Source organism: Parapusillimonas granuli, assembly GCF_013416525.1.
Taxonomy (GTDB): Bacteria; Pseudomonadota; Gammaproteobacteria; order Burkholderiales; family Burkholderiaceae_B; genus Parapusillimonas; species Parapusillimonas granuli.
On sequence record NZ_JACCEM010000002.1, the window covers coordinates 373,858 to 393,071 of the forward strand.

Genomic DNA, 19,214 nt, shown 5'->3' on the forward strand with positions numbered 1-19,214 from the left:
ATGCACATCGTCTGCCCTGCATGCGGGACCACCAACCGGGTCCCCGACGACTCCCCGCGGCGGGAACCCGTCTGCGGCCGCTGCGGCGCCGAACTGGCGGCGGCCAGGCCCGCGGCCCTCAGCGATGCCACCTTCGATCGCTACATCGGCCGCAACGACCCGCCGGTTCTGGTGGACTTCTGGGCCGAATGGTGCGGTCCGTGCAAGATGATGGGGCCGCATTTCGAGGCGGCCGCGGCGCAGGTCCCGGAAGTGCGCTTCGCCAAGCTGGACATCGATGCCAACCCGCGAGCGGCGCAGGCGCACGCCATCCGCAGCGTGCCGACCCTGGTCCTATACCGCGCCGGCAGGGAACTGGCGCGCCAATCCGGCGTCATGGCGCCGGGCGTCCTGACGCAATGGCTGCGGCATCAGCTGAACCAGAGCGAATGAGGCCCGCCATGAAACGTCTATCCCGGGCAATGCGGGCCTCGTTGCTTGCCGTACCCCTGGCTTGCCACGCACAGGCGCCCGCGGCCGTCGACCTGGCGGAGGCCTGGCGGGCCGCGATGCAAAGCGACAAGGAATACGCCGTGGCGCGCGCCGCGCATGCGGCGGCGCAGCCGCGCCGCGATCAGGCCGCTGCGCTGTGGCGGCCGAACGTCGGCCTGGTCGGCTCGGTGGGCGTGGCCACCCACGAATCCGAAACCCGCGGCGCGCAGTTCAGCGCCCCGGGCTTCCAGCAAACCAGCGGCGTGGGCTTCAACACCTCGGTGACCAGCGGCACCTCCACGCGCTGGGCCGTCGCGGCGAAACAGCCGCTGTACAACGAAACGCGCCGCGCCGAACAGCGCCAGCTTTCCACCTCCGTCGACCTGGCCGACCTGCAATGGCAGGCGGCTTGGCAGGCCTTGATGATCCGCACGGCGGAGCGCTATTTCGACCTGGCCCTGGCCGATGAAACCGTGCGCGTGCTCGGGCAGCAGCTCGATGCCGTGCAGCGGGCCGCGACCGAAGCGCGGGACCGCTACAAGCTGGGGGCGGCGCCCGTGACCGACACGCACGAGGCCGGTGCCCGCCTGGCGACCGTGCGCGCGCAGCTGCTGGCGGCCGAAAGCGACGTGCAGGTCAAGCGCAATCTGCTGGCGGACACCACCGGCCTGCCCGCCGGCACGCTGGCCGCGCGCCTGCCCGACGCCGGCGCCAAGCGCCCTTCGCCGCTGCAGCCGCTGGAATCCTGGCAGAACGAGGCGCAATCGGGCAACCCCGAGATCCGCGCGCAGGTGCTGGCGGCGGAGGTCGCCAAGCACGAAGCCGCCAAATACAGCGTGAAATCTTCCGCCAGCGTGGACCTGGTCGCCGAAGTGGGCCGCAACCGCCTGAGCGGCAGCGGCGACTTCGGTTCGGCCGCCAATAGCGGCAACAGCTGGGCCGTCGGCATCCAGCTGTCCGTACCCCTGTATACCGGCGGCTACCGCAGCGCCAAGGAAGAAGAGGCGCTGCGCCTGACGGGCAAGGCGATGGCCGAGGTCGCGCGCACGCGCGAGCGGGTCGCGCAGCAGGTGCGCTCGGCCTGGCTGGGCCTGAGCGTGGGCGCCGAACGGATCCGCGCGCTGGAACAGGCCATGCACGCCAGCCAGGCCCGGCGCGACGCCACGCGGCTCGGGCATGCGGTGGGCGAACGCAGCACGCTGGACCTGCTCAACGCCGAGAACGAGGCCTCCGCCTCCAGACTCGCCCTGTCCCAGGCGCGGATCGGCCTGCTGCTCGACCGCCTGCGCCTGGCCGCCCTGGTAGGCCGCCTGGACGAAGCCGCCTTGCAGGCGGCCAACGGCGAACTCGCTGTATCATCTGTCCGCTGACAAGAAAGACTGAACTCATGGTAGGTTTGCAATGACACACGCATTCGACGACGCCGCCCAGACCTGGAACCAGCGCTTTTCCGGCGACGACTACGTCTTTGGCCGGGAGCCCAACGAATACCTGCGCGCCCAGGCCCCGCGCCTGCCGGCCGGCGGCCGCGCGCTATGCGTGGCGGACGGCGAGGGCCGCAACAGCGTGTGGCTGGCCCGCCAGGGCTTGCGGGTCGACGCCTTCGACATCGCCCAGGCCGGCGTCGCCAAAGCCCGCAAGCTGGCCGCGGAAGCCGGCGTCTCGGTGCAATACCACGTCGCCGGATGCGATGAATGGCCCTGGCAGGCAAACGCCTACGACGTCATCGCCGCGATCTTCATCCAGTTCGCCGACCCCGAAATGCGCGCGCGGCTGTTTGCCAACATGGTCCAGGCATTGAAGCCGGGCGGGCTGCTGATCCTGCAAGGCTATACGCCCAAGCAGCTGGAATACAAAACCGGCGGCCCCGGCGTCCTGTCGCATCTATACACCGCCGACATGCTCCGCGAGGCCTTCGCCGCCCTGCGCATCGTGGAATTGGTCGAATATGAAGCCGAGCTGAAGGAAGGCGACCGCCACACAGGCCGCTCGGCGCTCGTCGGGCTGGTCGCCGCCAAGGATTGATTTCATGGCGAACGCCGGGCTGGAAGCGCGAGACGCAGCGTTGTGTGCCATGGACGCAAATGGCTCTCAGGATTGTTCCACAGCCTTTTCGGGTTTCTCCCAGTTCGCCCGCCACAGTGGCACCAGAAGCAGCACAAAACAAAGCGCGGAGAACTCGAATAAATCATTCACAGCCAACGTATGCGCTTGCTGCTCCAGCGTGCGTTCAACATTGGCCAGGCTTTGCAGTGGAGTCATGCCTGCGGTAATCAGAGTATGCTCATATTCAAGCCATAGAAGATTACCGTCGAAGATGGCTTCCACCAGCCGGCTGCGGTGCACCGAGGCCCGCCAATCCCAGGCACTGATCATCAGTGATGTTCCGAAAGCGCCCGCAATATAACGCAAGCCAATGCTGATGCCCGATGCCGAAGCAATCCTGTCAGCCGGCACACAGCTAATGATAATAGCCATCAAGGGAACGAAGAACAATGCGTTGCCCACTCCTTGCACCAAGCTGGCGACCATCATGGAGACGAGGTCGGTATCTGTGCTGAAGCGCGCCCGCAGCCACGATGCCAGGGCAAATACCAGGAAAGCAATGCTGACCAGCCGGCGCGGGTCCGAGCCAGAAATCGCACGACCTGCCAATGGCGCGGTCAATAGCGCGGTCAGGCCCACCGGCGCCATCACAAACCCCGCCAGTGTGGCGCTGTATCCCATGTACTGTTGGAGCCAGAGTGGTAACAGCACCAGGTTGCCAAGAAACAATGCATAGGCACAGGCCATCGTCCAGCTTCCTATCCGGAAATTGCGGACATTAAAAAGGCTCAGATCGACGATGGCCTGCTGCTCGGTACCTTCCCAGATCAAGAATGCGGCCAACCCGATGAGCGTCGCCAACGCCAGCAGAACGATCAACGTGGAAGCGAACCAGTCGTAGTGGCGACCTAGGTCCAGCAGCAACTGGAACGAACCGACCCAGACGATCAGCAAGCCGAGGCCTATGCCGTCGACTCGAGCCATTCTCATCGAGGTCTCCAGTCCTCGAAATACGCGCCAAGCAACCAACACGGATACGATGCCGACGGGTACGTTGACCAGGAAGATCCAATGCCAAGACCAATTATCACTCAACCAACCTCCCAGCAGCGGCCCCACCACGGGCGCGCTGAGTGTGGTCATTGCCAATACCGACAGCGCGAAGCCGAGCCTTCTTGGGGGATAGATGCGCAACAACAAAGCTTGGCAGAGCGGGATCATAGGCCCGGCGAATAGGCCTTGAAGCACGCGAAACAAAACCAGGAATTCGAGATTTGGGGCCAATGCGCACAGCAGCGACATCAGCGTAAACAGTGCCACACTGGCAAGGAAAAGCCGCACCGTGCCGAGCCGCAACACTAGCCAGCCAGTCAACGGCAACGCGATGGCATTGGCGACGCCGAAACTGGTGATGATCCATGTGCCCTGGGTCGGGCTGGCCCCCAGGTCACCGACGATCGTAGGCAACGACACGTTGGCGATGGAAATATCGAGCACGCTCATGAAGGTCGCTAGCGAAACTGATACCGTGCCTGCGAGGCGACGCAGACCTTCCAATGGCCATCCCGCCGGGGCGGCTTGCGCCACAACGTCCCGAGGGCCCGGCACCGCGCTCATGATGCCCCAGGAAACTGTGCGTCGATGATGGCTCGCGCAGCTTGGTCGGCATGTTGCTCCAACTGGGCAAGGCTATTGTCACGAGTCACCGGCGACGGCCGGCAGTCCTCGCTGATCGTGGCAGTGGCATTGGTGTCCACGATTACCCGCATGGAGAGCCCGATGCGCAATGGGTGCTGGCGCAACTGAGCGGGATCCAACTTGATATGGACCGGCACCCGTTGCACGATCTTGACCCAGTTCCCTGTCGCGTTTTGTGCGGGCAGTAGTGCGAAAGCCGCGCCGGTGCCCGCGCCGATCCCCGCAACGCAGCCGTCATATACATGCTGACGACCGTATAAGTCAGCATACAAGCGTGCCGGCTGGCCCAAGCGAATGTCCCGCAGCTGGTTTTCCTTGAAATTGGCTTCGACCCATAGTTGATCGAGAACCACGATGGACATCAAGTTCGCACCTTCCGCGACCCGTTGACCGACCTCGACATGCTTCCGTGCAATCTGACCGGCTACCGGAGCGCGTATTTCGGTGCGGCGGACGGCGAGCCATGCTTCGCGCATTTCGGAAGCCGCCTGCTGAATTGCCGGATGCTGCCGCGGGCTATGCTCGCCGACTAGAGCCAGATGCGCGTCGAGTTCGGCGGAGGCGGTATTGAACGCGGCCTCGGCCGCCGCCAGATCGCTTCGAGCCACGGCGAGTGCAGCTTCAGCAGTACGCAACTCTTCAGTGGAAACAGCCCCTCCGGTCTGCAAGGACACCCTGCGCCGCGCGCTGTCGCCGGCCCGCACCAGCTCTGCGCGAGCACGCTCAATTCGACTGCGATGCAAAGCCAGCGACGACTGCAACATAGCGGTCTTGAGATACAGTGCGCGCGTATCGCGCACCACCAGCGCGAGCTGCGCTTCTTTCAGCAGCAAGCGATTGCGAACGTCGATCGCGTCCAGCAAGACCAATAATTCGCCCTCCCTCACCTGGCCAGTCTCCTCAACGAACAGCGACGCGATGGTTCCGTCTATCTGAGGAGTGATCAGCACGATATTGCCATGGACATAGGCGTTATCGGTGGAGGCTTTGCCGGCGACGAAGAAATGTTGCCACAACCACCAGGCCGCCGCTGCGATAAGGACTCCAGCCGCCAGAAGCCGCAAGCCTTTCCTGCGCCTGGCCCGCCGTTCGCCCTCGGTGCCTGCTCGCTGCTGGGCGTTTTCGCCTTGCGGCGCTTCTGACGCGTTGGCAACAGGATCGGACATGGTGGTCACCTTGATGGTACGGGCGAGAGTATAACCACCCCCGCGGCAACATGGTCGCCCCCGAGACTCACTCCGGTTTGATTCCGGCTTGCTCCATCATCGGACGCCAAAGCTCTACATCACGTTGTATGCGCTCGGCAAAAGCTTGTTTGACCTGACCGTCTTGCGGCAGGACTCCCGCGCCAACGAGCTTTTCGCGGACCGTAGCGTCCTTCAGCATTCTGGAAATTTCTTCAGCCAAGCGGTCGACCACGGCTGCCGGCAACCCGGCCGGGCCGACCACACCGTTCCAGGTCTCAATTTGATGACCTGGGATGATTGAAGCAATGGTCGGCACCCCGGGCAATTGTGGAATCGGCTCCAGGCTGGAAACGCCGAGGAATCGGACCCGGCCGCTGGATGCATGGCTCATGATTTCCGAGATATTGGCGGAGTAAAGATCGGTGTGCCCCCCGAGCATATCAGCCAGTGCGGGGCCGCCTCCTTTGTAAGGAACCAACGTTGCCTCAATACCGGCTCGCTTCAGGAAAATGAAAGCCGACAAGTGTGACAGCGACCCGACTCCAGCATGTCCGACCGTGATCTTGCCAGGGTTGGCACGGCCAAACGCGATCAGGTCTTCAAGCGACTTGAAGCGCGACGCGCTGGTAACGGTCAGCACGAGCGGGTTGCCACCGACATTGGCAATCGGCACAAAATCCTTGAAGGGGTCATACTGGATCTTGTAAAGAAAGGGTGCGAGCGAAATCTGAGTAATCGTGGCAAAGAACAGCGTGTAGCCATCCGACGGGGAACGCGCTACGTGGTTTGCCGCGATGATTCCACCAGCTCCGGCGCGATTCTCCGGCACCACCGAATTATTGATGGCACGCGACAGCCATTCCGCTGTCAACCTCGCCATGAAGTCGGTATTGCCTCCCGGGGCGTACGGAATGATCAGGCTGACCGGCCGCGCAGGCCAATTGCTTGCCCTTACTGTCAGTGGTAGCGAGCCTAGTGCACCTCCCCCTGCGGCGATGGCGAGGAACTGATTGAAGCGACGGCGATTCATCATTGTTTTTCCCATTCAAGGTCATAAATGTTAGTTGCCTGCTGCGATTGGATCGGTAAAATCCCGTAGCAGGCGGCCATGGTCGGCGATGCTTGTATTGATGCCCAGCGTACGAAGGCAAGCCCAGAAACAAGCCGTATTGCTGCTGATCACTGGCTTTCCCAACGCATCTTCAATTGCCTCGATGACGTCGATCGTCGCCAGGTTGGCGCAACTGATAAAGACTGCTTCCGCGTCCGGCGTGTCGACCTCAAGCGCCATCCGGAACACGGCTTGCGGGGAGACATGGCCGATGCAGCGGCGTTCCTGCTGATTGCCACCCATTTCCAGTCCCAGATATTTCGTCACCGTGATCCCGTGCTCCTGCAGGAAGTCGACTTCACGCCGATTTACGAAATCGAGATAAGGCGTTCCCATCGCTACTTTCCTGGCTCCCAGCGCCTTCAATGCCAAAACCACTGCTCCCGCCGTAACTAAGGCAGGCGTACCCGTCTCTGCCGACATTGCATCAGTGAGTTGAGATAGGGGAACGATGACCGAACCGGCCGTGCATCCATAGGCCACGATATCGACTTCTGCAGTCGCGAGCTCGCGCGCCGCGCGGCCGAGCTCGTCAGCCATGCGATGATAGGAGGCCTCGTCCATCTCGCCCGTCAACAAGACTCGGGCCGTATGAACCGTAACGCCGGGCGGGGCCAACCGATAGAATTCCGGTTCGTTGATATTGTTGCTGGAGGGCGTGATCAGACCAATTTTTCCGCGCCACCCATAAGGACGACTTAGCTGCAATGCCTTCATGGACGCCACCGTTGTCGTAATGATTGAGGATGGCCACTGCATCGGCAATGGCCCCATGCGTGCGAGAATGACTAAGCAGCCGCAAACACCGCCGCTTCTCGTACGGCACGCGCGTGTTTACCCCAACCTTTTTCTCCCACTACTTTTCCGTCCACATACACGGTATGGCCGCGCACCAGGGTGCGCACCGGCTTTGCCTTAAACCTGCGACCAGCGTAGGGGCTCCATCCCACCAAGCTCAGCACGTCCTCGTCACGAACCTCATACTCACGTTCGAGGTCTACCAACACCAGATCCGCATCGAAGCCCAAGCGAATCTGGCCTTTGTTCTCAAGCTTGAACAATCGAGCGGGTGCGGTCGAACAAGCTTCTACTACGCGCTCTAAAGACAGCTTGCCCTCCAGTGCGGCGGTGAGGAACATGCTGAGATAAAACTGTGTGGACGGTGTGCCGGTGTGCGCCTTCCATCCATCGGTCCAGCCAATTTCCTTTTCTTCACGTGTATGCGGGGCGTGATCCGTGGCAATGATGTCGATGGTGCCGTCGCGTACTCCTTGCCATAGGCCTGGCACGTTCTTTTCCGGCACCCAATAAGACAGCGCGTAGGATCCCAGGCGCTGAATCGCACTCCAGTCGCAGCCAAGGAAGAGCGCCCATGGGTTCAATTCGCAGGTCACCTTCTGGCCAGCAGCCTTCGCTTGGCGAATGAGATCCACACTGCCCACGGTCTGGGTATGCAGAATATGGAGATGGCAGCCGGCGGCCCGCTGCAGCCTCAGCAAAGTGGCGATCGCGGTCTCCCATATCACGCCATCGTGTGCGGCATAGGCCTTTGCGTACGCCAGCGCATCCCGTTCCCCTCGTTGCCAATATTCGTGCTCGATAACATCCATCAACGCCTGGTCATGCGGGTGCACCATCAGCGGCACATTCAAGTCCGCGCAGCGCTTCATGATGGCAAGAATCTTGCCATGATCATGAACTCCGATCCCCGGCATATGGGGATAATCGCGCCCCGTGTCGACAACCATGAAGATCTTGAACGCCGCCACGCCGGTACCCGCCATGCCGGCGATTTCGCTGTCTATGGTCGGAGCGGGATTGAAGTTCCAATCGACGACGGCATCACTGCGATAGATGGCGTACTGCTTTTCGAGTAGCTCGAGCGAATTGGGCGGTGGGACTACATTGGGCATGCCTACGCTGGTGGTGACACCACCAGCGGCGCACTGCATCGTGGCAGTATGGATGGTATCCTTGTACTCGAAGCCCTTGGCCGAGCCTTGACGATGATGCGAATGCATGTCGATCGCGCCGGGCAACACCGCCAGTCCTTGCGCATCGATCGTTTCCGTTGCGGTGGGCTCAGTCCCAGGTTCGTAAATGCCCACGATCTGGCCATCGCGAATGCCAATAGAAGCGTGGTAGCGACCTTCAGCGGTGATGATCAGGCCGTTCTTGATAATAGTGTCCATAGAATGTTCTCCTTCGGGGATGGATGCGGGTTGATGTAGGCGGCCACGTACTGGTGCCGGCACGTATCAAAATCAGGAATGAATTGGCTGGCGCTGGCGTAACGTGTCGAAGACTTCGGCCACGAATTCGCGCGAAAGGCCGCGAGTGATGAAGACTATTCGCGAGCCGATAGCGCCTTGCGGCCAATCGGAAAGCTCAGCAGGAGGATGAAACAGGCGTTGTACCGCTTGTACGACGATAGGCCGTTCTCTGCCGACCACGTTGATGATGCCTTTGACGCGCAGTAACTGGTCGCCATGGGCAAGCACCAAGGCATCCAGCCAAGCACAGACATGTTCCCAATGCAGGGGCTCGCTATAACTCAGGCAGAAACTGCCGATATCGTGGGAATGGCGGCTAACGTCATGGTGAACATGGCCGTCCGCCAAGGCTTCATGTTGGTACGCGCCGCCATAGCGATCCGCCTTGAGCCATTCCACGACAGCGGCCGGGCGAGTAGAGGGATCGTAGATATTGATGCCTTCCAACAGTGTCGCTGGCGGAGGAGCGTCTGTACGCGAAAGAGTCAGTCCAGCGCCGGGATTGAGGCGGCGGACTTGCTCGGCCAACGCGCTGCCGTCCACCAAATCATTCTTGCTCAAGACCAGTTCGTCCGCGACGACGACCTGCCGCATGGCCTCAGAATGCGCGTCGAGCGTGTATCCGCCGTTGACGGCATCCACCACCGTAATCACGCGACCAAGGACGTAAGCGCGTGCCACCGGAAAAGTAATCAAGGCCTGAATTACAGGCACGGGATCCGCCAAGCCGGTGGTTTCGACAAGCACCCTCGAAAAACGTGGAATTTCGCCTCTTTCGCGCTTGACATGCAGCTCGCGAAGCGTTTCGACCAAATCACCACGCACGGTGCAGCATAGGCAGCCGGTGCTGAGTTCAATGGTGTTGTCATTGCTGCTCGCAATTAGTTCATGGTCGATTCCCACCTCGCCGAATTCGTTGACGATCACCGCAGCATCGGCCATGGCGGGATCGCGTAGCCAAGTGTTCAGCAATGTGGTTTTGCCGCTACCGAGAAAGCCGGTAAGCAAGCTGACCGGTATTCGGCCGTCAACGAAGGAAGAACTTTGTGTCATCATGGTAATCTACAAGCCCAATTTAATTCGCATTATTTGCGAATTTTGGATTATTACCAATCAGTGCAAATTTTGCAAGCATTAAGATGAAGCCAAAAATTCGTCCACGCAACCGCATCCTGCATATCTTTCAGTTATTCGAGCAGCAGCACACTTGGTCAGTAGAAGAAATCGCGCACGAAATGGGAACGTCCACTAGTTCCGCATATCGCGACGTGCAAGAGCTGAGCCAAGCCGGCTTTCTAATACCGATTGTCGGTTCGCGCTATGTGCTGGGCCCTGCATTCGTTCAGTTCGATCGAGTGGTGAGAATCAGCGACCCGCTGATTCGCTTGGGCACGGCTCAAATGCGGGAGCTGCTAGACCGCACCACCCAGCGCGCTGTAGCGGTGCTCAGCCGCCGCTATCGGGACCAAGTCATGTGCGTGCACCAGGAAACCGGCAACGCACCCTACCCGCTCACTTCGTACGAGCGCGGCGTAGCAATGCCTTTATTCGTCGGCGCAACGTCCAAGGCCATCCTGGCGCATTTGAACGATCGGACACTGGAAAAGATCTATCTGGAGAACGAAGAAGAAATAAAACGCAGCTTGCACTGCACGAACTGGAAGGAATTTCGGGACCATTTGGCCGAAATACGCAAGGCCGGTGTAGCGGTCACGACGTCGGAGGTAGCAAAAGGACGAGTCGGCATTGCCGCACCAATTTTTGCCAGCAAACAGGTGATCGGGGGTTTAAGCCTGGTCGTGAATGAACCTGACTTCGAAGACGAATGCCAACGAGCCGCCGTGATTTCGGCGGCACAGGCGATCACCGATGCCCTTGCCAAAGAGGAGCCATGGATCGCTCGCAGCTAGAGTGTTTTCAATTTAACTGCTTGCATGCCCGCAGGCGGATGAAATAGTCCTTCCATAGGCCATACGGCACCGAGGCAACCCAGCGTCGGGGGAGATCACGAAGCAAACACTTGTTCGATGGAGTCGGCGTCGACGAAATGTCTCCAGATCTGAATCACTACCCGTGCGGATGCGCTGAACCAGGGTATCGGGCAAGGGACCGAATTTGCGGGTCAGCAGGCGTTCCAGCAGCGCCGCTTGGCCAGATAGCTCGCCTTCTTGTCGCAAGCCCTGAGCAATGCCTTCCTGACGGCCTTCTTGAAACCCTTCTTCGCGCCCTTCCTTGCGCCCCTCCAGGATCCCCATGCGCTTCCACTGCCGGGCCCACATGCCCGGCTTCTCACTGATCAACATGGCAAGCTCCCGCAAACTCGTGACCTGGGGCACCGCCTCTTGCGGCTGGGCCCGCGACAGCACCAGGTGCTGGATATAGGCGGCAAGGCTGCGGTTCAGCTCCTCAAACCCCGCCCCTTGCACCGCGTCCATCAAAGTGTGCAGTATTTCCGGGATTTGCTCATGGCCGTGCTGTGCCGTGCTGTGACATGGCCGTGCTGTGCTCCAGCCGAAAAAGCAGCCCCGCCAGGTTCGCATCGGGCAGGCCGCCCGCGCGCAGCAGCGCGCCTTCGTCGATCAGCACGTAACGCAACTGCAGCTGATAGCTGGACAATTCAGGCGCCGTCGCCCACGCGCCGGTAGGCGGCGTCGGGCCATGCCCGCCGCCCGGCGCCCTTGTCAGCCCAGCACCTTCCGATACTGTATGAAACCCGAACGATCGGCGACACGGTCGTACAGCTGTATCGCCGTCTGGTTCGACTCGTGAGTCAGCCAGTACACACGCGACGCCCCGCAGCGCCGCGCATCCGCATACACATGCTCGATCAGGGCGCGCCCGACGCCCTTGCCCCGCGCGTCCGGTGCAACAAAAAGATCCTGAAGGTAGCAATAATCCCCCGTCGTCCAGGTGGATCGATGATAGATCCAGTGCACCATTCCAAGGGCGCGCGCTCCTTCCATGGCAAGCGCGGCGTGCATCGGCTGGCCGGGTTCCAGGAAGCGCTCCCAAGTCTTGGAGGTGACGGATTCTGAAATATCGACCTCGTAGAATTTCTGATAGCCTTTCCATAAAGGCAGCCAGATATCAAAATCGTTCTTGTCTATGGCTTTGATCTCGACCGATTGCATAGCGTTCTCCTTTGATGCAAGGGCATTAATATAGACGCATTTTCACTGTTCCGGAGGCACGTTTGCTTCAGCGGTTTGAACTTCTGCTCGACCCCTTCCCGCCCGATGAACCGCAGCCGCCCCCCAAGGGCTTGTTCTCCTTTCTGTGGGCCTGCACACAGGGCTCGCGCCGCTACCTGGCCGCCCTGGCCTTGCTCAGCGCGGCCGTATCGATTTACGAAGCCTGGCTGTTCGCCTTTCTTGGGCAGGTGGTGGACCTGCTTTCCGTCTGGCAGGCGGGCGCCGCGGCATCTTCCAACGAGCGCCGCGTGCTGTGGGGCATAGCCGCCGTGCTGGCGCTGAGCGTGGGCCTGGTGGGCTTGCGCACCATGGTGCAGCATCAGGTGCTGGCCATCAACCTGCCGCTGCGGCTGCGCTGGAATTTCCACCGTCTCATGCTGCGGCAAAGCATGTCCTTTTTCTCGGATGAATTCGCCGGGCGCGTCACCGCCAAGGTCATGCAGACGGCGCTGGCCGTGCGCGAAGTGCTGCTGACTTTCACGGAAATCGTGCTGGGCATCAGCGTGTACTTCATCACCATCGTTGCGCTGGCGGGCGGGTTCGACCTGCGGCTGATGCTGCCCTTCATCGGCTGGATCCTGCTGTACGGCCTGGCCATGCTGTATTTCGTTCCCCGGCTGGGCAAGGTGGGGCAGGAACAGGCCCATGCCCGCTCATCCATGACCGGGCGGGTCAGCGACGCCTACTCCAACATCGCCACCGTCAAGCTGTTCTCGCACACCAGGCGCGAAGCCCAGTTCGCCCGCGCCGCGATGGAGGATTTCAAAGAAACGGGCTTCCGCCAGATGCGCCTGGTCAGCCGGTTCGAAATCGTCAACCAGGCCCTGGTGGCGGCCCTGATCTTCACGTCCGGCGGCTATGCGCTGTGGCTGTGGCATGGCGGCCAGATCGGCGTGGGCGCCGTGGCCGCGGTCATGGCCATGGCCTTGCGCGTCAACGGCATGTCGCAGTGGATCATGTGGGAAATGACGTCGCTGTTCGAGAACATCGGCACCGTGCAGGACGGAATCGCCACGCTCTCGCGCGTTGCCAAGGTGCAGGATGCGCCGGGCGCCCCCGCCCTGAAGGTGACGCGCGGCGAAGTCGAGTTCGACCGGATCGGCTTCAACTACAACGGCGAACGCCAGGTGCTCGACGGCCTGAGCCTGACGGTGCGGCCCGGCGAGAAAATCGGCCTGGTCGGGCGCTCCGGCGCGGGCAAGTCCACGCTGATCAATCTGCTGCTGCGCTTCTACGACCTGGACAGCGGCCGGATACGCATCGACGGGCAGGACATCTCCCAAGTGACGCAGGACAGCCTGCGCGGGGCCATCGGCATGGTCACCCAGGACACCTCTCTGCTGCACCGATCCATCCGCGACAACATCGCCTATGGGCTGCCCGACGCCGACGACGCCCAGGTCCGCGCCGCCGCCGTCCGCGCCCAGGCCGATGAATTCATCCGGCACCTGAGCGACCCGCAAGGCCGCAGCGGCTACGACACCCTGGTGGGCGAGCGCGGCGTCAAGCTTTCCGGCGGCCAGCGCCAGCGCATCGCCATTGCGCGCGTCATGCTCAAGAACGCCCCCATCCTGCTGCTCGACGAAGCCACCAGCGCGCTGGACTCGGAAGTGGAACTGGCCATCCAGGAAAGCCTCAAGGAAATCATGAAAGGCAAGACCGTGATCGCCATCGCCCATCGCCTTTCCACCATCGCCGCCATGGACCGGCTCGTCGTCATGGATCAGGGGCGCATCGTGGAGGAAGGCAGCCACGCCGAATTGCTGAGGAAGAACGGCATCTACGCCCGTCTGTGGCGCCACCAGAGCGGCGGCTTTCTGGGCGAGGAAAGCGCCGAGGCGGCCGCCTGAAGCGCCCCTCCCCGGCGGCCGGCGGCGCATGCTACCCGGCGCGGGCGGGCGCTCTTTTCCTCATGGCCAGCGCAAGCGCCACGACCGACAGGGCCAATGGCGGAAACGACGCCCATAACACCGTATCCCAGCCATAGGCCGACAGGATGCCGCCGGACGAGAACGACCCGATCGCCATCAGGCCGAAGACGATGAAGTCGTTGAGCGACTGCACCCGGGTCTTTTCCTCGGGCCGGTGGCATTCCAGGACCAGCGCCGAGGCGCCCAGGAAACCGAAGTTCCAGCCCAGGCCGAGCAGTATCAGCGTCCACCAGAAATGCATGACGTCGATGCCGCCCAGCCCGACGGCCGCGGACAGGCCCGTCAAGAGCAAGCCCACCGTCGCCACGCGCCCCGCGCCGAATCGCGTGATCAGGCCGCCCGTGAAGAAGCTGGGCGCATACATCGCGATGACGTGCCACTGCAGGCCCAGGTTGGCCGATTCCTGCGAATGGCCGCACAAGCGCATCGCCAGCGGCGCGGCCGTCATCAGGAAATTCATCAGCATGTAGGACACGGCGCCGGAAATCACGGCGGCGACGAAGCGCGGCTGCCTGGCGATGACCGCGAGCGGGCGCCCGCCCGCCAGTTCCGCCGCCGTGGGCGCGGGCAGGCGAACGCCCAGCAGGATCACCGCCGACGCCGCGGCGACCGCGGCCTGCACCAGGAAAGTGGCCGCGAACATGTACGGCGGCCATAGATCCATCGTCCAGGTCACCAGCTGGGGCCCGACGACGCCGGCGGCCACCCCGCCGGCCATGACGAGCGACAAGGCGCGCGCGCGCCGCTTCGGTTCGACGCCGTCGGCGGCGGCGAAACGGAACGACAGCACCACGGCCGCATAGCCCCCGCCCAGGAAGGTCCCCAGGCAGAACAGCCAGAACGAGCCGATGATGACGGCCAGCATGGCCAGCAGCCCGGTCAGCACCCCGGCGGCGGTTCCCGCCAGGAAGGCGGCGCGCCGCCCATGGTGCCGGGCGATTTTTCCGGCGGGCAAGATGCACGCCGCCATGCCCACCACGAAGATGGAAATGGGCAAGGTGGCCAGCATCGGCGACGGGGCGAGCGTATTGCCGACGATGGCGCCCGTGGCGAACACCACCACCGAATTCGCGCCCGCCAGTGCCTGGGCGATGGAAAGCCGCCAGATGTTGCCGCGCTGCACGTTTTCAGGGAGTATGGAAGAAGAATCGCTCATGAACTGGGGTTGTCTTGTGTCGTTGGGAAGGTGGGCGTTTCGAAGGATGCGGGGGCTATGGCGCCATGGTCAGCACCATGCGGAACTTGACGTTGCCGGACTTCATTTTCTGGTAGGCCTCGTTGGCCCGCTCCAGCGGCATCGTCTCGATTCGGGGCCGCGCATCCACCAGCACACTGAAACCCAGGGCCTTTTCGTTGTCGTGCGGCGTGCCGGTAATCGACCCCAGGATGCCGCGCTGCCCCCCGACCAGGAGGCCGGCGGCTACCTGCAGCGGGCTTTTGCCCGGGTTGAGCACGACCAAGCGCCCTTCTGGCGCCAGCCCGCCCAGCAATGCCGACACCATGCCGGCATCGTCTATCGTGCTCAGGACGGCCTGCGCCCCGCCCAGGCGCCTCAGCCTTTCCACCGCATCCTCCCGGCGGCTGTCCACATAGACATGGGCGCCCAGCGCCAAGGCGTCCGCTTCGATGTCGGCGCCGCGGCCGATGGCCGCCACCCTGAATCCCATGCGCCGCGCATACTGCAGCGCCATATGCCCCAGGCCTCCGATGCCCAGGACGGCGACGAGGTCCCCGGCCTGCGCGCCGCATTTCCTGAGCGCGTTGAACGTGGCCACGCCCGCGCACAAGATGGGCGCCGCTTCCGCCGCGTCCAGTTCGTCCGGAATCGACACCAGCCCGGTGCCGCGCGCCAGCATCAGCTCGGCATAGCCGCCATCGCGCGAGGCGCCGACGACAGGCTGATTCTGGCAGAGCTGGAAACGCCCTTGCCGGCATGGATCGCATTCCTGGCAATGGCCACCGAGGCGCCCCACGCCCACGCGCCGCCCCAGCTTCCAGGTGGACGGCACGCCGTCCCCCAGGGCCACGATGCGCCCCACCACCTCATGGCCGGGCACGCGCGGCGGCTGCGCGGCATCGGCTCTTTCGATGTCGGCGGCATCAGCCCCGCAGATGCCGCAAGCCTCCACACGAATCAGGACTTCGCCCGCAGCCGGCCGCGGCGTGTCGCGCTCCACGAGCTCCAACAGGCCCGGCCTGCTGATTTGCATGGCCCGGTAGGTTTTCTTCAGCTCCATGCCTTCGGCATCCTCATGGACCGAAACAGGCCGGGCGCTTCCGCCCCGGCTATTTCGCATATTTCTCGAAGCGCTGGTTCAATTCCGCGTTGCTGACCACGCCGGCGAAGTCGTCGAAGCTTCCTTGCCGGGCGATGCGCTGCGCGGCCTGCAGGAAGCCGTCCATGGCGAGCCGGGCCAGGGTGCCGCCCACGCTGATGCGCCTCACGCCCATCCGGGCCAGGTCGTCCACGGTATAGCCGAAAGCCGCGCTGTTCAGGAAGTTGACCGGCAGGCCGTCCGCCGCCTGGACGACGGCGGCGATTTCTTCCTTCGTCTTGATGCCGGGCGCGTACAGGCAATCGGCCCCGGCCTGGGCGTACGCCCGCAGGCGCCTGACCGTTTCCGCGAGGTCGGGCGCGCCGCGTATGAAGCCTTCGGAGCGGGCGGTCAGCAGCACGCGCCGGCCGGTCTGGTCGATGGCGGCGCGCGCCGCCTTGATGCGGGCGAGCGCCGTGGGGAAATCGTACAGCCCCGTTCCCTGGCCTTGCGGCGCATCTTCGATGGACAGCCCCGCCACGCCGGTGGCTACGCAGCGCACGACGTTGTCATGCAGACCCTGCGGGTCCTCGGCGAAGCCGTTCTCGAAGTCGGCGTTCAGGGGAATGTCCACCGCGGCGGCCAGGGCCTGGTAATGGGCCAGGACCTCATCCAGGCCTTGCGCGCCGTCGGGCAGGCCGTTGGCGTGCGCATGGCCGGCGCTGGTGGAGGCGATGGCCTTGAAGCCCAGGTCCTGGAGGCAGCGCGCCGTGCCGACGTTCCAGGGGTTGGGAATGACGAAGCAGCCGGCCTCGTGCAACTGGAAAAAGAGGTCCCGCTTCCGCGCGGTGCCGTCGGTGTCGGTCATGAGTGCGCCTCGAGGTCTGTCAGTGTTGAGGGGTGGCGGCCAGCCGGGCGCGCCGCTTGGACTGGGCCTGCCATTCCTGGCCCAGCGTCAGCATGACGGTCAGCACCATGAAGCCGGCGGCCGCCCAGAAGATGCCGCCGTAGCGGCCGTGATCGAGCAGCCATCCGAACATGACGGGCCCGACCGCGCCGCCGATGTTGAATCCGGTCATGACGATGCCGAAGGTCTTGCCCTCGGCGCCGACGGGCGCGGCCGCCCGCACGAGCATGTCGCGCGAGGGCGCGATGACGCCGGTGAGAAAGCCTGCCACGCCCAGCAGCACGACGACGGCGAGATCGCTCAGCGCGACGGCGGCGACGACGATGACCACCACCGCGGCCATGCCGAACGCCGCCGCCGCCACGAAACCGTGGTGGCGCGTGCGGTCGGCCAGGTAGCCGCCGGCCAGCACCCCCGCCGCGCTGGCGAACAGGAAGGCCGTCAAGGCGCTGTTCGCCCAGGAAAGCGGGACGCTGTATCCCTGCACCAGGGCGCTGACGGAAAAGCGGTCGATGGCGCTGGTGCTCAGGCTCAGCATCACGAAGAGCAGCGTCAGCACCATGATGGCCGGCGTGAGCACCGCCGCCGAACGCCCGGCCGCGCCGCGGGCCGGCGCCGCGCTTGGCGCGGGCTCGGGGGTGCAGCGTTCCGTCGTCGGCAAGGCCACCACGACCATGGCCAGCGCGCCGACCAGGGCCGAGGCGGCGAAGGCGGCTTCGACGTTCAGCAGCGAGGCTACGCCGATCAGCGCGACGGGCGCGAGCGCCCCGCCGAGATAGCCCGAGAAGGTATGGATGGAGAAGGCGCGCCCCATGCGCCCCGGCGCGATTCCCTTGGACAGCAGGGCATAATCGGCGGGATGATAGACGCCGTTGGCGATGCCGGCCAGCGTCATCGCCACCAGCAGCCACAGGTAGTTCGGCGCGATGGCCAGGGACAAAAAGCTGGCGCTGCCCAGCCCCAGCCCGCACAGCAGGACCATGCGCGGGCCGTAGCGGTCCACCGCGAAGCCCAGCGGCGCCTGCACCAGCGCCGAAATCACGTTGAAGACGCTGAGCGCCACGCCGAGCTCGACGAAGCTGACGCCCAGTTTCGCCGGCAGCAGCGGGAGCAGCGCCGGTATTACCATGATGTGAAAATGGCTCACCAAGTGAGCGGCCGAAACCTGGGGCAGCAGGCCTACCGTTGGACGCGACACAGTACTCGAATCTCCATGATGCGAACGGCGCGGGAGTCCCGTGGATACCGGCTGCCGTTTCCGCTTGCGTCGCTCCGCGCGACCAGCATGATGTGATAGTACCTCGTTCGCGCTCCTTCGGCGCAAGCCGCGCCGCCGGCGGCGGCGCCCTTCCGGCGTATAATGCCCGCTTGCGTCTCCCTCATGGGTTCCCTAACCCCATCCATCAAAAAGGCTCATCATGGCTTCCGTCTCCGTCCCGCCGTCGCGGGTGTCGTTCTATCTTGCGTGGCTGGTCGCGTTCCACATCCTCATCATCATCGCCAGCAACTATCTGGTGCAGCTGCCCATCGACCTCTTCGGTTTCCACAGCACCTGGGGCGCCTTCAGCTTTCCCTTCATTTTCCTGGCCACCGACCTGACCGTCCGCCTGATCGGCAAGACCGAGGCGCGCAGCGTGATCGCGCGGGCCATGGTGCCGGCGCTGATCGCCTCCTACATCGTGTCGGTGCTGTTCCATGAAGGCCGTTTCAACGGCGTCGGCGCGCTGGGCGAGTTCAACAGCTTCGTCTTTCGCATCGCCTTCGCCAGCTTCGCCGCCTACGTGCTGGGCCAGCTGCTGGACGTGCAGGTGTTCGACCGCATGCGCCGCAGCTACGTGCAATGGTGGGTGGCGCCGGCGGCCTCGTCCGTGTTCGGGCAGGCGCTGGACACGGCGGCCTTCTTCAGCATCGCCTTCTGGCGCAGCACCAACCCTTTCATGGCCGAGCACTGGGGCGAAATCGCCGTGGTGGACTATGTCATCAAGCTGAGCGTCAGCCTGCTGCTGTTCGTGCCCATGTACGGCATGGCCCTGAGCGCCATCGTGCGGGCCATGAAGCGGCGCGACGCCGTGCCGATCCAGGCCTGATTCGGGATTCGGCCGCATTAACCGATATACTTGGCGCTGTCCCGATACACGCACCGG

The 19,214-nt window shown here is 63.5% G+C and carries 19 protein-coding genes; 6 read left to right on the top strand and 13 right to left on the bottom strand.

The window, feature by feature from the left end:
* Genes trxA through H0A72_RS04490 form a run of 3 tightly spaced genes read left to right on the top strand, consistent with a single transcriptional unit; the run spans position 1 to position 2,496 of the window.
* A complete protein-coding gene (gene trxA / locus H0A72_RS04480; protein WP_180153851.1) occupies positions 1–432 on the top strand; it encodes a thioredoxin in 432 nt (143 codons plus the stop codon).
* Positions 433–440: 8 nt separating this feature from the next.
* Entirely contained in the window at positions 441–1,841 is a 1,401-nt protein-coding gene (locus tag H0A72_RS04485) for a TolC family protein (protein ID WP_246436771.1), read from the top strand.
* 31 nt (positions 1,842–1,872) lie between these two features.
* Positions 1,873–2,496 carry a class I SAM-dependent methyltransferase gene (locus H0A72_RS04490; protein ID WP_180153853.1) on the top strand — a complete coding sequence of 208 codons (624 nt, stop codon included), beginning with the start codon at positions 1,873–1,875 and terminating at the stop codon, positions 2,494–2,496.
* 66 nt (positions 2,497–2,562) lie between these two features.
* On the opposite strand, the gene H0A72_RS04495 is transcribed toward H0A72_RS04490, so the two are convergent.
* The 6 genes from H0A72_RS04495 to H0A72_RS04520 form a co-directional block, all read right to left on the bottom strand.
* On the bottom strand, positions 2,563–4,134 hold the full coding sequence (locus H0A72_RS04495) for a DHA2 family efflux MFS transporter permease subunit (RefSeq protein WP_180153854.1): 1,572 nt from the start codon (positions 4,132–4,134) through the stop codon (positions 2,563–2,565).
* Positions 4,131–5,381: an HlyD/EmrA/EmrK family protein gene (locus tag H0A72_RS04500; protein ID WP_180153855.1), complete on the bottom strand. Its 1,251-nt coding sequence runs from the start codon at positions 5,379–5,381 to the stop codon at positions 4,131–4,133. Before H0A72_RS04500 ends, H0A72_RS04495 begins: the two co-directional genes overlap by 4 nt.
* Positions 5,382–5,448: 67 nt before the next feature.
* Positions 5,449–6,435: a Bug family tripartite tricarboxylate transporter substrate binding protein gene (locus tag H0A72_RS04505; RefSeq protein WP_180153856.1), complete on the bottom strand. Its 987-nt coding sequence runs from the start codon at positions 6,433–6,435 to the stop codon at positions 5,449–5,451.
* A 27-nt stretch (positions 6,436–6,462) separates the two neighbouring features.
* A complete protein-coding gene (locus H0A72_RS04510; RefSeq protein WP_180153857.1) occupies positions 6,463–7,230 on the bottom strand; it encodes a maleate cis-trans isomerase family protein in 768 nt (255 codons plus the stop codon).
* A gap of 71 nt (positions 7,231–7,301) precedes the next feature.
* Entirely contained in the window at positions 7,302–8,768 is a 1,467-nt protein-coding gene (locus H0A72_RS04515; RefSeq protein WP_343060094.1) for a dihydroorotase, read from the bottom strand.
* A gap of 9 nt (positions 8,769–8,777) precedes the next feature.
* On the bottom strand, positions 8,778–9,842 hold the full coding sequence (locus H0A72_RS04520) for a CobW family GTP-binding protein (protein WP_246436773.1): 1,065 nt from the start codon (positions 9,840–9,842) through the stop codon (positions 8,778–8,780).
* 83 nt (positions 9,843–9,925) lie between these two features.
* Here H0A72_RS04520 and H0A72_RS04525 point away from each other — a divergent pair, with 83 nt between their 5' ends.
* Positions 9,926–10,696: an IclR family transcriptional regulator gene (locus H0A72_RS04525; RefSeq protein WP_180153859.1), complete on the top strand. Its 771-nt coding sequence runs from the start codon at positions 9,926–9,928 to the stop codon at positions 10,694–10,696.
* 12 nt (positions 10,697–10,708) lie between these two features.
* Here the strand turns inward: H0A72_RS04525 and H0A72_RS04530 are convergent, their stop codons facing one another.
* The 3 genes from H0A72_RS04530 to H0A72_RS04540 form a co-directional block, all read right to left on the bottom strand.
* On the bottom strand, positions 10,709–11,221 hold the full coding sequence (locus H0A72_RS04530) for a DUF4351 domain-containing protein (protein WP_180153860.1): 513 nt from the start codon (positions 11,219–11,221) through the stop codon (positions 10,709–10,711).
* Positions 11,222–11,249: 28 nt separating this feature from the next.
* Positions 11,250–11,402, bottom strand: coding sequence for a hypothetical protein (locus tag H0A72_RS04535; RefSeq protein WP_180153861.1), 153 nt, complete (start codon positions 11,400–11,402; stop codon positions 11,250–11,252).
* A 65-nt stretch (positions 11,403–11,467) separates the two neighbouring features.
* On the bottom strand, positions 11,468–11,917 hold the full coding sequence (locus tag H0A72_RS04540; RefSeq protein ID WP_180153862.1) for a GNAT family N-acetyltransferase: 450 nt from the start codon (positions 11,915–11,917) through the stop codon (positions 11,468–11,470).
* Between the two features lie 62 nt (positions 11,918–11,979).
* On the opposite strand from H0A72_RS04540, the gene H0A72_RS04545 reads away from it, so the two are divergent.
* Positions 11,980–13,827, top strand: coding sequence for an ABC transporter ATP-binding protein (locus H0A72_RS04545; protein WP_180153863.1), 1,848 nt, complete (start codon positions 11,980–11,982; stop codon positions 13,825–13,827).
* Between the two features lie 31 nt (positions 13,828–13,858).
* Here H0A72_RS04545 and H0A72_RS04550 read toward each other — a convergent pair whose 3' ends face one another.
* The 4 genes from H0A72_RS04550 to H0A72_RS04565 are packed head-to-tail and all read right to left on the bottom strand — an operon-like array spanning position 13,859 to position 18,268.
* Positions 13,859–15,064: an MFS transporter gene (locus H0A72_RS04550; RefSeq protein WP_180153864.1), complete on the bottom strand. Its 1,206-nt coding sequence runs from the start codon at positions 15,062–15,064 to the stop codon at positions 13,859–13,861.
* A gap of 55 nt (positions 15,065–15,119) precedes the next feature.
* Positions 15,120–16,139, bottom strand: coding sequence for an alcohol dehydrogenase (locus H0A72_RS04555; protein WP_180154043.1), 1,020 nt, complete (start codon positions 16,137–16,139; stop codon positions 15,120–15,122).
* A gap of 55 nt (positions 16,140–16,194) precedes the next feature.
* Positions 16,195–17,031 (bottom strand): isocitrate lyase/PEP mutase family protein, encoded by an 837-nt coding sequence (locus tag H0A72_RS04560; RefSeq protein WP_180153865.1) that lies wholly within the window; start codon positions 17,029–17,031, stop codon positions 16,195–16,197.
* A gap of 19 nt (positions 17,032–17,050) precedes the next feature.
* Entirely contained in the window at positions 17,051–18,268 is a 1,218-nt protein-coding gene (locus H0A72_RS04565; RefSeq protein ID WP_343060095.1) for an MFS transporter, read from the bottom strand.
* A 220-nt stretch (positions 18,269–18,488) separates the two neighbouring features.
* On the opposite strand from H0A72_RS04565, the gene H0A72_RS04570 reads away from it, so the two are divergent.
* On the top strand, positions 18,489–19,157 hold the full coding sequence (locus H0A72_RS04570) for a 7-cyano-7-deazaguanine/7-aminomethyl-7-deazaguanine transporter (protein ID WP_180153867.1): 669 nt from the start codon (positions 18,489–18,491) through the stop codon (positions 19,155–19,157).
* Positions 19,158–19,214 lie beyond the last annotated feature (57 nt).